Source organism: Allobosea sp. 67-29, from assembly GCF_001898115.1.
Lineage (GTDB): Bacteria > Pseudomonadota > Alphaproteobacteria > Rhizobiales > Beijerinckiaceae > Allobosea.
Genome location: NZ_MKSQ01000014.1, coordinates 259825 through 272908 on the forward strand (window position 1 = coordinate 259825; position 13084 = coordinate 272908).

At 65.5% G+C, this 13084-nt stretch carries 12 protein-coding genes and 1 pseudogene; 4 read left to right on the forward strand and 9 right to left on the reverse strand.

The window, feature by feature from the left end; genetic code table 11:
• The first annotated feature begins 5 nt into the window (after window positions 1–5).
• A complete protein-coding gene (arsB, locus tag BGO20_RS12545; protein ID WP_291663648.1) occupies window positions 6–1073 on the forward strand; it encodes an ACR3 family arsenite efflux transporter in 1068 nt (355 codons plus the stop codon).
• Window positions 1074–1128: 55 nt separating this feature from the next.
• On the opposite strand, the pseudogene BGO20_RS12550 reads toward arsB, so the two are convergent.
• Window positions 1129–1356: pseudogene (locus BGO20_RS12550) on the reverse strand (ABC transporter permease subunit); the annotation flags it as partial.
• A gap of 71 nt (window positions 1357–1427) precedes the next feature.
• Window positions 1428–1910, reverse strand: a complete 483-nt coding sequence (locus tag BGO20_RS12555; protein WP_291663647.1) for a MarR family winged helix-turn-helix transcriptional regulator — start codon at window positions 1908–1910, stop codon at window positions 1428–1430.
• 410 nt (window positions 1911–2320) lie between these two features.
• On the opposite strand from BGO20_RS12555, the gene BGO20_RS12560 reads away from it, so the two are divergent.
• Complete coding sequence (locus tag BGO20_RS12560) at window positions 2321–2500, forward strand: hypothetical protein (RefSeq protein ID WP_291663646.1); 180 nt, start codon at window positions 2321–2323, stop codon at window positions 2498–2500.
• A gap of 125 nt (window positions 2501–2625) precedes the next feature.
• Window positions 2626–4581 carry an FAD-binding monooxygenase gene (locus tag BGO20_RS12565; RefSeq protein ID WP_291663644.1) on the forward strand — a complete coding sequence of 652 codons (1956 nt, stop codon included), beginning with the start codon at window positions 2626–2628 and terminating at the stop codon, window positions 4579–4581.
• Between the two features lie 132 nt (window positions 4582–4713).
• On the opposite strand, the gene BGO20_RS12570 is transcribed toward BGO20_RS12565, so the two are convergent.
• Window positions 4714–5712 carry an OmpA family protein gene (locus BGO20_RS12570; RefSeq protein WP_291663643.1) on the reverse strand — a complete coding sequence of 333 codons (999 nt, stop codon included), beginning with the start codon at window positions 5710–5712 and terminating at the stop codon, window positions 4714–4716.
• A 182-nt stretch (window positions 5713–5894) separates the two neighbouring features.
• Entirely contained in the window at window positions 5895–6566 is a 672-nt protein-coding gene (locus BGO20_RS12575; protein ID WP_291663641.1) for a TetR/AcrR family transcriptional regulator, read from the reverse strand.
• Between the two features lie 183 nt (window positions 6567–6749).
• Here BGO20_RS12575 and BGO20_RS12580 point away from each other — a divergent pair, with 183 nt between their 5' ends.
• On the forward strand, window positions 6750–7385 hold the full coding sequence (locus BGO20_RS12580; protein WP_291663639.1) for an isochorismatase family protein: 636 nt from the start codon (window positions 6750–6752) through the stop codon (window positions 7383–7385).
• 238 nt (window positions 7386–7623) lie between these two features.
• Here the strand turns inward: BGO20_RS12580 and BGO20_RS12585 are convergent, their stop codons facing one another.
• The 5 genes from BGO20_RS12585 to BGO20_RS12605 form a co-directional block, all read right to left on the reverse strand.
• Complete coding sequence (locus BGO20_RS12585) at window positions 7624–8511, reverse strand: ABC transporter permease (protein ID WP_291663638.1); 888 nt, start codon at window positions 8509–8511, stop codon at window positions 7624–7626.
• A 165-nt stretch (window positions 8512–8676) separates the two neighbouring features.
• Window positions 8677–9723 carry an ABC transporter substrate-binding protein gene (locus tag BGO20_RS12590; protein ID WP_291663637.1) on the reverse strand — a complete coding sequence of 349 codons (1047 nt, stop codon included), beginning with the start codon at window positions 9721–9723 and terminating at the stop codon, window positions 8677–8679.
• A 34-nt stretch (window positions 9724–9757) separates the two neighbouring features.
• Window positions 9758–10816 (reverse strand): ABC transporter ATP-binding protein, encoded by a 1059-nt coding sequence (locus tag BGO20_RS12595; RefSeq protein ID WP_291663636.1) that lies wholly within the window; start codon window positions 10814–10816, stop codon window positions 9758–9760.
• A gap of 4 nt (window positions 10817–10820) precedes the next feature.
• A complete protein-coding gene (locus BGO20_RS12600; protein ID WP_291663635.1) occupies window positions 10821–11636 on the reverse strand; it encodes an ABC transporter permease in 816 nt (271 codons plus the stop codon).
• Between the two features lie 160 nt (window positions 11637–11796).
• On the reverse strand, window positions 11797–13032 hold the full coding sequence (locus BGO20_RS12605) for a metal-dependent hydrolase family protein (RefSeq protein WP_291663634.1): 1236 nt from the start codon (window positions 13030–13032) through the stop codon (window positions 11797–11799).
• Window positions 13033–13084 lie beyond the last annotated feature (52 nt).

Consider the following 13084-nt stretch of genomic DNA (forward strand, 5'->3'; position numbering starts at 1 on the left):
TCACCATGTCCACCTTCGAACGCTACCTGACGGTGTGGGTCGCACTGTGCATCCTCGTCGGGATCGCACTTGGCCATGTCATGCCGGGCGCCTTCCAGGCGATCGGCTCGGTCGAGATCGCCAAGGTCAATCTGCCTGTCGCGATCCTGATCTGGCTGATGGTCATCCCCATGCTGCTAAAAATCGATTTCGCGGCGCTTGGACAGGTCGGTCGGCACTGGCGCGGGATCGGCGTTACGCTTTTCGTCAACTGGGCGGTGAAGCCCTTCTCGATGGCGGCTCTTGGCTGGCTCTTCATCGCCTGGCTGTTCCGGCCGTGGTTGCCGGCCGAACAGATCCACAGCTACATCGCCGGCCTCATCATCCTGGCGGCGGCGCCCTGCACCGCGATGGTCTTCGTCTGGTCGAACCTGACGAGGGGCGAACCGCACTTCACCCTGAGCCAGGTCGCGCTCAACGACGCGATCATGATCGTGGCGTTCGCGCCGATCGTCGGGCTGCTGCTCGGCCTTTCGGCGATCACCGTGCCGTGGGGAACGCTGGCGCTTTCCGTCGCCCTCTATATCGTCATTCCCGTGATCGTCGCGCAGCTCGCGCGCAACCGGCTGCTGGCGGCCGGAGGGCAGCCGGCGCTCGAGCGTGTCCTGCGCAAGTTGAGTCCGCTGTCGCTGATCGCCCTGCTGGTCACGCTGGTGCTCCTGTTCGGCTTCCAGGGTAGGCAGATTCTGGCCCAGCCGATGGTGATCGCGATGCTGGCGGTGCCGATCCTGATCCAGGTCTACCTCAATGCCGGCTTGGCCTATCTGCTCAACCGGGCCGCCGGCGAGCAGCACTGCGTCGCAGGGCCTTCGGCGCTGATCGGCGCCTCGAACTTCTTCGAGCTGGCCGTCGCGGCTGCGATCAGCCTGTTCGGCTTCGACTCCGGCGCGGCACTTGCCACGGTGGTCGGCGTGCTGATCGAGGTCCCGGTGATGCTGAGCGTCGTCGCCATCGTGAACCGGTCGAAGGGTTGGTACGAGCGCGGAGCGCGCGGCGCGGCGGCCGGCGAGTCTGCCGCCTTTCCCCGAAGCTGAGGCGCTTCCGAGCCCGATCGGCGGACGTCCGCCAGCCCGTCAGGGCGAACGGGATCACGATCAGCAGAGCATACATTCGCGGCATGTCGAAGGTGGCGTAGGTCTGGATCACGGCATAGCCGAGTCCCTGGTTGGCGAGCTTGGTCTCGGCGAGCAGCGTGCCGATGATGGCGTCGCCGAGCCCGATGCGCAGCCCGTTGACGACCGGGGCGCGCATCGCCGGCAGATAGATCTTCGCGATCATCTGGCCGACATTGAGCCGGAAGCTCAGGCCGCATCGCATCCACCCGGTCCAAGACAAAAGGGCTTTTCCAGCGAGGCATTTTAGCTCGCGCGACGCAGCATCGTCGGTGCTCAGGCGGCTTCGGGCGGGCGCGGTGCTCCCGTTCTCAAGGGCACTCGCGAAGCATCGTTGTTGAGCTCCACCAGCTGAGCCAGCATGCGCATGAAGGCCGCCCTGTCCTCCGGCGCCAGCGGGGCAAGAATGCGCTCCTGAGTCCGCAGAACCAGCGGCTCGGCCTGCGCCAGGACACGCTCGCCTTCCGGCGAAAGGCGCAGGACCTTGACGCGCTTGTCGGCCGGGCTGCTGATCCGCTCGATCAGGTTCTTCGCTTCCATCCGCTCGAGCACGTTGCCGAGCGTCGACCTGTCGAATGCGACCAGGGCCGACAGGCGGGTCGCGTCGATGCCGGGGTTGCCTTGGATCGCCACCAGCGCGGCGTATTGTACCGGCGTCAGATCCGCAGGCCCGCACTCCTCGAGGAAGATCGACACGGCGATCTGCTGGGCCCGCCGAATGAGGTGGCCGGGCATCTGATAGACGTCATCCATCGACATCGCCGATTTGCCTCTTCGTCGCGATGGCCAGGTTCCGCCGCCGAAACGTCGCTTCGGGACGGTGGCGGCGCGTCCATCGGCTTTCGTGAGTCAGTATACTGTCATTCCGTATACGGGCAAATGGAGGCTGTCAGGCCGCCTAGGGCGGCGTTCGGTCGATCCGCCCCTCCGCCCGGCTGCTCGTTGACACGTCGTTATCTGATCGCATACTGTTATTCAGTATACGGAATAAATAGCGGGCCGCGTGACTGGAGCGCGACGGGAGCAGTCTTCCGCGAACGCCATGGCAACCGCCATCGTTTTCGGCGGGGACTTCTCGACCGATGCGCCCCGCCGCGACGGCGCTTGCCGGCACGTATGCATCCTCGCCGAGGACAGGCACGGCCGGGCATTCCGGGAGGAACAGAACCATGTGCGCAGCAGATCACGGCGGGCAGCACCATCCGATAGCGGTTGCCGTCGACGATACCGCCTGTCCCTCGGCGCCACCCTCGCGCGAGATGATCGAGGAACTCGTGGCGCATATCGAGGCGCAGGTTCACCGGCCGTGGGAGATGTGGCTGGAGCAGGCCCGCGCCCGGCGCCGATGACGGGCGTGAATCGCTGGGCGCTCGCCTCCTCGTTCCCCAAGTGATCCGCCCGGGCGCGGGCACGCCAGGCCGTTGCCCACGCTCGATTGCGGACATCCGTCGCCAGACCTTACCGAGAGCACCGCATGCAATTCCACCTCAACGGGTTTCATACTGGGGACCCAGCTGTCGCAGCCGGTCCGGCGGGCGACGTCCCTCCTGATTTCACGGTCCTGCCCGCCGAAGTCGATGTCCTGATCGTCGGCTGCGGTCCGGCCGGCCTGACCCTGGCGGCTCAGCTTGCGGCCTTTCCGGAGATCAGCACGCGTATCGTCGACCAGAAGGCCGGTCCGCTCGAGCTGGGCCAGGCCGACGGCATCGCCTGCCGCACGATCGAGATGTTCCAGGCCTTCGGCTTTGCCGAGCGGGTCCTGAAGGAGAGCTATTGGGTCAACGAGGTCGCCTTCTGGAAGCCCGATCAGGCCCGGCCTGAGAATATCGCCCGTCACGGCCGGATCCAGGATGTCGAGGATGGCCTGTCCGAGTTTCCCCATGTCATCCTGAACCAGGCACGGGTGCACGACTTCTTCCTGGACGTCATGCGCAACGCGCCGACCAGGCTGGAGCCGAGCTATTCGCGGCGCCTCCTCGATCTGCAGATCGATACGACGGGCGGGGCGGACGATGGCGTGCCGTCGCATCCGGTGGCCGTGCGCCTGGAGCGTCTCGACCCCGGGCATGAGGGCGAGGTCGAGACTGTGAGGGCTCGCTATGTCGTCGGTTGCGATGGAGCCCGCAGCGCCGTGCGCAAGTCGATCGGCCGCGCCCTGCATGGCGATTCCGCCAATCAGGCCTGGGGCGTCATGGATGTGCTCGCCGTCACCGATTTTCCGGATGTGCGGCTGAAGGCGCTGATCCAGTCCGCTGGCGAGGGCTCGATCCTGATCATCCCCCGCGAGGGCGGCTATTTGATCCGGATCTATGTCGAGCTCAACAAGCTCAACGAGAACGAGCGGGTAGCGAGCCGCAATTTCGGCGTCGAGCATCTCATCGCCGCGACCCGGCGTATCCTGCATCCCTACAGCTTCCAGGTGCGCGAGGTTGCTTGGTGGTCGGTCTACGAGATCGGGCAGCGCCTCTGCGACAAGTTCGACGACGTGCCGGCCGACCGGCTGGATCGCCGCCTGCCCTGCGTCTTCATCGCGGGCGACGCTTGCCATACCCACAGTCCCAAGGCCGGGCAGGGCATGAACGTCTCGATGCAGGATAGCTTCAACCTGGGATGGAAACTGGCGGCGGTCCTGCGTGGGAGGGCCAGGCCCGATCTCCTGCATAGCTATTCCGCTGAAAGGCAGGCGATCGCGCATGAACTGATCGAGTTCGATCGCGAATGGGCCAAGATGCTCAGCGCGCCCTTGAAGTCGTCGGCATCCGACGCCGAAGGCGTCGATCCCAGGGAAGTGCAGGACTATTTCGTCAAACACGGGCGCTACACTGCCGGAACGGCCACCCGCTATGGCCGCTCGCTGCTGACGGGCGATACGGCGCATGAGCGTCTGGCCCGAGGGTTTCCGGTTGGCGCTCGCTTCCATTCCGCGCCGGTGGTCAGGCTGGCGGATGCGCGGCCGATGCAGCTCGGCCATCTCGCAGAGGCCGATGGCCGTTGGCGTCTCTACGCCTTCGCGGACCGAACCGATCCGACGGGCACGTCATCCCGCCTGCGCGCGCTCTGCGAACATCTCGCGAATGCGTCTTCTTCCCCGATTCTGCGGTTTAGGCAGCCCAACGACGAGATCGATTCCGTCATCGATCTGCGAGCGATCACCCAGCAGGGGCATCGCGAACTCGCGCTGGAGGCGATGCCGGAGCTTCTGTTGCCCTGCAAGGGCCGCCTGGGCCTGCGCGACTACGAGAAGATCTTCTGTGCCGATGTCGGTTCGGACCGCGACATCTTCGACATGCGCGGCATCGATCGCGACGAGGGCTGCATCGTGGTCGTTCGACCGGATCAGTACGTCTCCTGCGTGCTTCCGCTGGACGGCTACGCGGAGCTCTCGTCGTTTTTTGCCGGCTTCATGCGGGGCGAGGGCGGTATGTCCTAGTCCGGCCGCCGAGCAGCGCGCCGTGGCATCCGAGCCGTTGCAGCGGTCATGGCCCGATCGTCGCCGCCAAGGGAAATCTGGACCGCGCGTCGGCCTCAGGCGCCGCCGGGGCGTCTTGCGCGGGATCGGCCTTCACCCCTTGAAGACCCGAACCGTGTTGGGAATGAGTTTGAAGCGGCCGACGGAGCCTTCCATGGCTACCGCGGGCGAGAAGCCCGTCCACTGGCCGAGGCGAATGCCATCCGACGGCCATTGCGGGGGATTGGTTTCGGGACTTATCGAGCGCAGCTCGAAAGCGCTGAGGATGACGGCCGTGAAATTGTGCCGGCCCTGGCCGCTGAACTGGTCGACCTGAATGGGCACGGGCGTCCCGAAATCCTGCCAGTCGGTCTCGTTGATGAAGGGGATCGGATTGACGCCCGCGCCGGCCGTTCCGCCGTCATAGTCGTAGCCGGCCAGTCTGTTGTTATCGATATCCCAGATCGCCATCGTCAGCGTGATGTAGCCGCCGCCGGCGGTGAAGCTCGCGCCTTCGATGATCTTCGCCTTGAACCGCTGGCCGGCGAAGACGATGTTGGGGTCGTCTTCTTCGGAGGGGAGGGAGCGTGGCGGAAACTCGATCGCCGGATGGATGACCGGTGTGGGCCGGCAACGCGCCCAGCGGAACACCACCCTGCGGTTCTGCCGCATCTGGGCCTCGGTGGCCGCATTCTTGACCACGAGCTCGGAAGCGCCTTTGGCGATGACCTCCATGTTGGCGGCGATCTTCGCCGCGATGTCCTTCCCGTCCGGAAAGGTCTGCAGCATCGCCACCAGCTCGCGCTTGCCCGTCTCGGCACGCTTCCGGCTGACGTCCATCTCCTTGTTCGTGGCTGCGGCCCCTTGAAGCCGCAGCGTCTTGTCCGCATGGCCGACCACCGCGACGGCGGCGATGGGGTTGAGCTTCTGGCTGAAGACGATCTTCTCGGCGATCGCACGAAGCTGCAGCTTCTGCGCCGCGCTCAGTTCGTGCTTGAACTCCGGAAAATCCATGATCGTCGCTTCTTCGCCGGAACAATCCGCCAGTTGCGCCAGGAAGCTGAACTTGAAGAACGGGCGTACGCGCACGCCAACGGGGACAGGCCACAGCATCGGCATTTCTCCCCCAACAGAGCCGCCTGTCCAACTCAACAGGGAACGGGCCCTTGCCTTGAGACAGCCGAAGATGTCCCGGGTCGGCGACGCCTGCCGTCATCCATTCGGATGAGCGGCGGCAAGAAGCGGCCGCGACGAGTGGCCGGGCGCGGCGACCGATCGCCGGCCGCCATATGCACTCAGGCCGTCGCGTCGTTCGCACAGCCTGCCGCGGCGCGCGCCCCGAACATCGTGTCGCCGATCGGCCCGTTGACGATCTGCGGGAGGACGGCCTTCCACGCCCCGATCATATCCTTGAAGTACGCCGGGTCCTGGCGCAGCACGGTCTGGACGCCCATGCCTCGCATAAGGCAGACCGTCAGGTTGAGAATGATGCGTGCCTGCCGGGCCGGGCGTTTCTCCGGATCGCAGAATTCGACCCAGTTTGCATCGAGTGCCTCGTGGAAGCGCTTGACGACGGGGATCATGCGGTTCCGCAGTTCGGGATCGTTGCGCGCCTCGGTGATCATCTCCAGCGACAGATAGAAGAAGCGTCCGGAAAACAACGCCCAGAGGAAGTCGACGAAGCCTTCGAGAGAGAGCGAGCCGTCCTGGACATGCCGGGTGACCGTCCGGATTTCGGCGGTACCGTTCTCCAGAAGCCGCTCCATCGCCGCGAGGATGATGTCTGCGCGGGCGGGGAAATGATAGAGCAGCGCCCCGCGAGACACCTTCGCACGCGCCGCAATCTCCTGTGTGGTCGCCGCGTGGTAGCCGACGTCGTAGATCACATCGAGCGTCGCCGCGATCAGCCGCTCATAGGTCGCCACGCTGCGCGCCTGCTGTTGTCGTTCGGAGCGCGAAACCTTCATTGTTCCTCCGCCGATTGCTTGGTTCGGTGCCGGCCGGGCCGTGGACGCTGCGAACATCGCAGTGGCCGCATCGTCTGCTCACACCGCTTTGACAGTCACTTATAAAAACAATCTTGCTTGATTTTTTCAAGGAGATACCGTTCCGGCCCGTGGCGCTCTCGCCGCGATGCAGAGGAGGGGTCGGTGACCGACGATTACAAGAACAGGAGTTATGGCGAGATCCCGGTCGGCTTCGGTCAGAAACCCGGCATCGTCGTCGTCGATTTCCAGACGGGCTTTACCGATGCGCGGTATCCGCTCGGCGGGGCGCCGCTCGTCATGCGCGCCGTCGAGAACACGGCGAAGCTGCTCGAGGTCGCGCGCCGGTACAACGTGCCGGTCGCCAACTGCAATACGGCCTACATGAGCGAGCGCGAGATGCCGTACTGGAAGATCACCGCGGTGCGCGAAACCTTCCGGCACGATCACCCGAGCGCCGCCTTCGATGCCCGCATCCATGACCCCGAGTACGATCTGACGATCTGCAAGAAGGCGCCGTCGATCTTCTTCAATACGGGCGTCAGCGACTATTTCAACAAGGAGCGCGTCGACACGGTCATCGTGACCGGGTGCAACACTTCAGGCTGCATTCGGGCGACCTCGATCGATAGCTTCAGCTATCGGTATCGGACCATCGTGCCGGAGGATTGCGTGGGCGATATCGAGGAACAACCCCACCGGGACAACCTCCGCGATCTCGGGCGGCGCTATGTCGACGTCTCGGATCTGAAGACGGTGCTTGCCTATCTGGAAGACCGGCATCGGCAGAATACCGCCTGAGCGAGGGGCGGGCCGCCGGTTGGCGGCGCTAAGCCAAACGATACGGTGAAAGCCGGCCTTCGCCGGGACGTGGCCTCGGCTCCGCGCCGGCGACGATGCCGTCGGTAGCGGAAGCCTCGGCGGGGCCGGACCGGGTCGCCTGCGGGCGCACGAGTTCTGAAGCCGAACCGGGCGGCCGTCGGGCAGGCCAGGCACGCATACAGAAGGCTCAAGCCGGGGCGGAGGCCGAAACGAGCGGTCAGGCGGCCGGCCCGTTCGATCGGTAGCGCCCCTGGACGATGAGATGTGCGCCCATCGTGAGCAGGATGGTGGACGTCATCAGGATGAACGAGATCGCGCCGCCGAAGGGCCAGTTGTTCTGCTGCGCGAACTGGCCGTAGACCAGCGGTCCCATCATCTGGAATTTCGGCCCGCCCAGCAGCACCGGCGTGGCATAGGCGTTCATCGCCAGGATGAAGGTCAGGATCGTGCCGGCGAGGGTGCCGGGCAGTGCGAGCGGCCAGAGCACGCGGCGGAACATGGCCGCGGGCCCTGCGCCGAGGCTGAAGGCGGCCTCCTCGACATTGCGCGGAATGCCCTCAATCACGCTTTGCAGCGTCAGCACCATGAAGGGCAGGTTGACCGCGATGATGCCGATCAGCACGGCGTTCTCGGTATACATGATCTCCAACGGCTGATCGATCAGCCCCAGCGCCATCAATGAAGCGTTGAATGCCCCCTTGCTGCCGAAGATCGTCATCCAGCCGGCCGCGCGCACGGCGTTGCCGACGAAGAGCGGCAGCACGACGGCGATGACCATGAGGTTCTTGAAGCGGCTCTGCGTCCGCGCCAGCACATAGGCGAGCGGGAAGCCCATGATCAGGCAGACCAGCGTACAGATGACCGCGACGCGGACCGTTCGCGCGAGCACGTTGAGGTAGTAGGCGTCGGTGAAGAACTTGACGTAGTTCTCGATCACCAGCGCATCGACCATGAACTGGCCGGGCACGAATTTGTTGAGCGAATAGCGGAACAGGATCGCTAACGGCCCGATCATCATGAAGGCGACGAAGAGAGTCGCCGGCACGACGAGCAGGCCGGCGAGCTTCGTGCGGGCGCCCGCCACGGCTTCCGGAGCGGTGCTCATGAACCGCTCCTGATGGCGACGCATCCGGCATGGTTCGTCCGTTCGCCAGCGCGAGCCGGATGGCACGGCTTTCGAGAACCGGCGCCCGGCGGACGCCGGTCCGCTGACGCCGGAAGAGCGGAAAGCCGCGTCAGGCGGCCGCGATGGTCGGACGAACGAGCCATGTCAGGCCTTGAAGACCTTGTCCCACCACTCCTTCATCGCGGCGTCGTTCTTGGCGAGGAAGGCGTAGTCGAGGTCCTTAAGGGTCTTTTCTTCTTCCGGCGTGAAGCCGATGCGCTTGTGCAGCGCCGGATCGATCGTGAGGCCGGAGACGGTGCCGTTATAGCCCATGTCGACGGCGAAGGCCTCCTGCGGCGCCTTGGCCAGCATTGCATCCATGTAGGCGTAGGCATTGTCCTTGTTCGGCGCATTCTTCTGGATCACGAAGCCCGAGACATAGGTCGGGATGCCCTCGACCGGCGAGACCGCCTCGCAGGGGATGCCGGCATTCTGCCACTGCACGACGCGCGCCTTCCAGATCGCGCTGATGCCGACCTCCTCGTTCTTCATCGCCTGGGCGAAGGCCTCGTTGGTCGGGTAGACGCGCGCCCCGGCCTTCTTGACCGCGAGCAGGATCTCCTTGGCCTTCTCCATGTCGTTCATGTCCTTGCCGCCGGTGGCGGCCATGGAGGCCGCGATGAAGATCGACTGGTACTGGATGTCGATGAACCCGATCTTCGAACCCCATTTCGGGTCCAGCCAATCCTTGAAGCCCTTCGGTGCCGGCGAGATGATCTTGGGATTGTAGATGACGACGTTGCCCGAGTAGATGTGACCGATGCCGTACGGATACTTCATCGTCGGCAGCAGGTTCTTGGCATTGGGGATCTTGGAGTAGTCGAGCTGCTCCAGGACGCCGGCCTCGTTCATCTCGTACATGTTGGCGGCCGAGAGGCCCTGGATGTCGACGGTGCCGCGCGGCAGGCGCTTCTCGGCGACCATCTTGGCGCGGCGCGGTGCGTCGCCCGCCTGGTCCTGCACCACCTCGATGCCCTTGGGCTTGAGGATCGGATCCTCGATGTTCTTGGTCAGCAGCCTGGCATAGTCGCCGCCCCAGGTGCCGACGACGACGCGCCCGCCGGACTGCGCGAGGGCCGGCATGCCGGTGGCCGCGGCGAGCGCCGCGGCGCCTGTGCCTTTCAGAAGATCCCGCCTGTCGAATGAAGCCATGATATTCCCCTCGTTATGAACGCCGGATGGGCCTTCAGGCCCCTTGCGGATAGACGAGCCCGGCGCTTTCGGCCCAGCCTATCGTGACGGTTTCCCCGACATGCGGCTCGGCGAGGCCGACCCGGTTCGGAATCTGGAGCAGCATGCGATCCTGCTCGTTGAGCGCGACCTGGACGTCGAGAAGCGCGCCGAGATAGGAGGCATGCTCGATCCGCGCCGGGAAGCGATTGGGCAAGCCATCCGCCTCGCTGCCGATCGCGATCCGCTCCGGCCGCAGCGCCAGCGTCGCCGAACCCGGCGCGGCGGCGGCGGCGCAGGCGATGTCGAGCCCGCCACCGGTGCGGAACCGGCCCTGAGCCGTGACGGCGCCCTCGATGAAGGCGCTGCGCCCGATGAAGCCGGCGACGAAGCGGTCGGCGGGCCTTTCGTAGAGTTCGCGCTGCGTGCCGACCTGCCGCACCTGGCCCTTTTCCATGACGACGAGACGATCCGCCATCGTCAGCGCCTCTTCCTGGTCATGGGTCACCATGATCGTGGTGAGGCCGAGCTTCTGCTGCAGCTCGCGGATCTCGATCCGCACTTCCAGCCGCAGCTTCGCGTCGAGGTTCGACAGCGGCTCGTCGAGCAGGAGAACCTGCGGCTCCATGGCCAGCGCGCGGGCGAGCGCGACCCGCTGCTGCTGGCCGCCGGAGAGCTGGCGCGGATAGCGCCCGTCGAACCCGCCGAGCCGCACGAGCCGGAGCGCTTCGGCGACGCGCGGGCCACGTTCGGCCTGCGGCACCTTGTGCATCTCCAGGCCGAAGGCGACGTTCTGCGCCACTGTCATATGCGGGAACAGGGCATAGCTCTGGAAGACCAGCCCGCAATGGCGCTTCCACGGCGGCAGGTTGGTGACGTCCTGCTCGCCGATGGTGATCGCCCCCGATGTCGGCGCGATGAAGCCGGCGATCATGCGCAGGGTGGTGGTCTTGCCGCAGCCGGAGGGGCCGAGCAGGACGAGGAACTCACCATCGGCAACGGTGATGTCGACATTGTCGACGACCGTCAGGGCGCCGTAGGTCTTCTTCAGGTGCGAAAGAGAGAGCCGCGCCATTCGTTCACACCACCCGGCTCAGTTTGACATAGCGATCGGTCACGATCATCGCGGCGCCGATCAGGACGATCTGGATGAGGGAGGCTGCCGCCACCGTCGGGTCGATCTTCCACTCGAGATACTGGAGGATCGCGATCGGCAACGTCGTGCGGCCCGGCCCGACCAGGAAGAGGCTCATTTCGAGATTGCCGAACGAGGTCACGAAGCCGAACAAGGCCGCCGCGACGATGCCCGGCCGAATGCTCGGCAGCGTCACCCGCCAGAACGTCGTGACCGGCCCGGCGCCCAGGTTCTGCGCCGCTTCCTCGATCGAGCGGTCGAAGCCGGCGAGGCTGGCCGTCACCAGACGCACCACCCAGGGAATCACGACGAGCGTATGCGCCGCGATCAGCCCGCCGAGAGAGCCCATGACCGGCAGCTGCGTGGCAAGCTCGATCTCGATCTGGAAGACATAGGTCGCCGTGCCCAGCACGATGCCCGGCATCACCAGGGGCAGCAGCAGGAAGGTGCTGATGCCCGGCCCGAGTGGAATGCGGTGACGCACCAGGGCCAGGCTCGCCGGCACTCCGAGCACGAGCCCGAGCAGCGTCGCTGCGACGGCAATCTGCAGGCTCAGCTCGAAGCCGTCGATGAAGGACTTGTTGCTCGCGGCCCCGGCGAACCATTTCAGCGAATAGCCTTCCGGCGGGAAGGAGGGAATCTCCTGCCGGAAGAAGGCGAGCCAGGTCACGAAGATCAGCGGGAGCAGGATGAAGCCGAGCGAAAGCGCGGCCGCACCGTTCAGGGCGTAGCGCCCCAATCGCGGCGAACCGGTGCTCACCTGGCTGCTCCCCACGGGCAGGCCAGTTCGGCTCCCTGCCGCATGCTGTCCGTTCTCGAAGTCAATACGTTCCCCTTTATTGCGCGGCAGTTTGCGATGCCACTTACAAACAGTGAAGCCTGCATTTCCGTCAGCCGATGCCCGGTCGGCGGGCAGCGTTTCAATGCAGCGTGTTCTTGTGGAAGGCGCCGCCCTTCATCACCATCGGCAGGTGGCGTCCTTGCTCCTGGAACAGGTCCAGGTCCTTCAGCGGATTGCCGTCGACGAGGATCAGGTCGGCGAAGGCACCGGTCTGAACCGTGCCGAGCTTGCCTTCCATGCGCAGGATCTGGGCACCCACTGTCGTCGCCGAGCGGATGATCTCCAGCGGCGAAAGCACCTCGCGGCGCAGCAGGAACTCGCGCGACTGCTCGCTCTGGAGCTGTCCGAGCAGATCCGAGCCATAGGCGACGGGAACGCCGGCACGCTTGCAGATCTCGAGCGAGCGCAGGCCGCCATCGATGACGAGGTCGTTCTTGGCCAGCATGTCGCCGGTCATGCCGAATTCGGCCGCCCGCTCCTTCATCGCGTAATAGGCGACGAGGTTGGCGGTGAGGAACATGTTGTTCTCGGCCATCAGCTTGGCCGATGCCTCGTCGATCAGGTTGCCGTGCTCGATCGCGCGCACGCCGCATTGCGCCGCCCGCGTGATCGCCTCCGGCGTATAGGCGTGGGCGCAGACATAGCGACCGAAGGCCTTGGCCTCCTCGACGGCAGCCTTCACCTCCTCGACGCTGAACTGCATCGAATCCAAGGGGTCATAGGGGCTGGCGACGCCACCCGACATCATGATCTTGATATGGTCGGCGCCGAGCCGCATCTGCTCGCGCGCCGACTTGCGCACCGAGGAGACGCCATCCGAGACGTTCATCGTATAGGCCATGGCGTTGCAGCAATGGCAGCGCGCGCCGAAATCGGTGCGCCGGCGCGGATCGCTATGGCCGCCGGTCGGGCCGATGGCGGCGCCGGCGATGAACAGGCGGGGCCCCGCGACATCGCCCTTCTCGACCGCCTCCTTGATGCCCCAGTCGGCGCCGCCGGTGTCGCGCACACTGGTGAAGCCGCGGTCGAGCATGCCCTTCATCAGCCGGACCGCACGGGCGGTCATCAGCGTCAGGGGCATGCTCTCCATCGTCCGGATGTAGACCTCGGACAGGAAGACATGGACATGGCTGTCGATCAGCCCGGGCATAAGCGTGCGGCCGCCGCAGTCGATGACGTCGGCCTTGGCGGGCTTCAGCGGCTTGTCCGAGAGCTCCCGGATCGTGTCGCCCTCGATCAGCAGCTCATAGCCTTGCCGCAGTTCGCCGAACGCGGGCTCCAGCAGGGCGAAGTTCTTGAAGTGCAACATCGTCATGATCGATCTCCTCTCCTGCCGAGCCGCCGGGCGGCATCGGTTCGACCCCTGG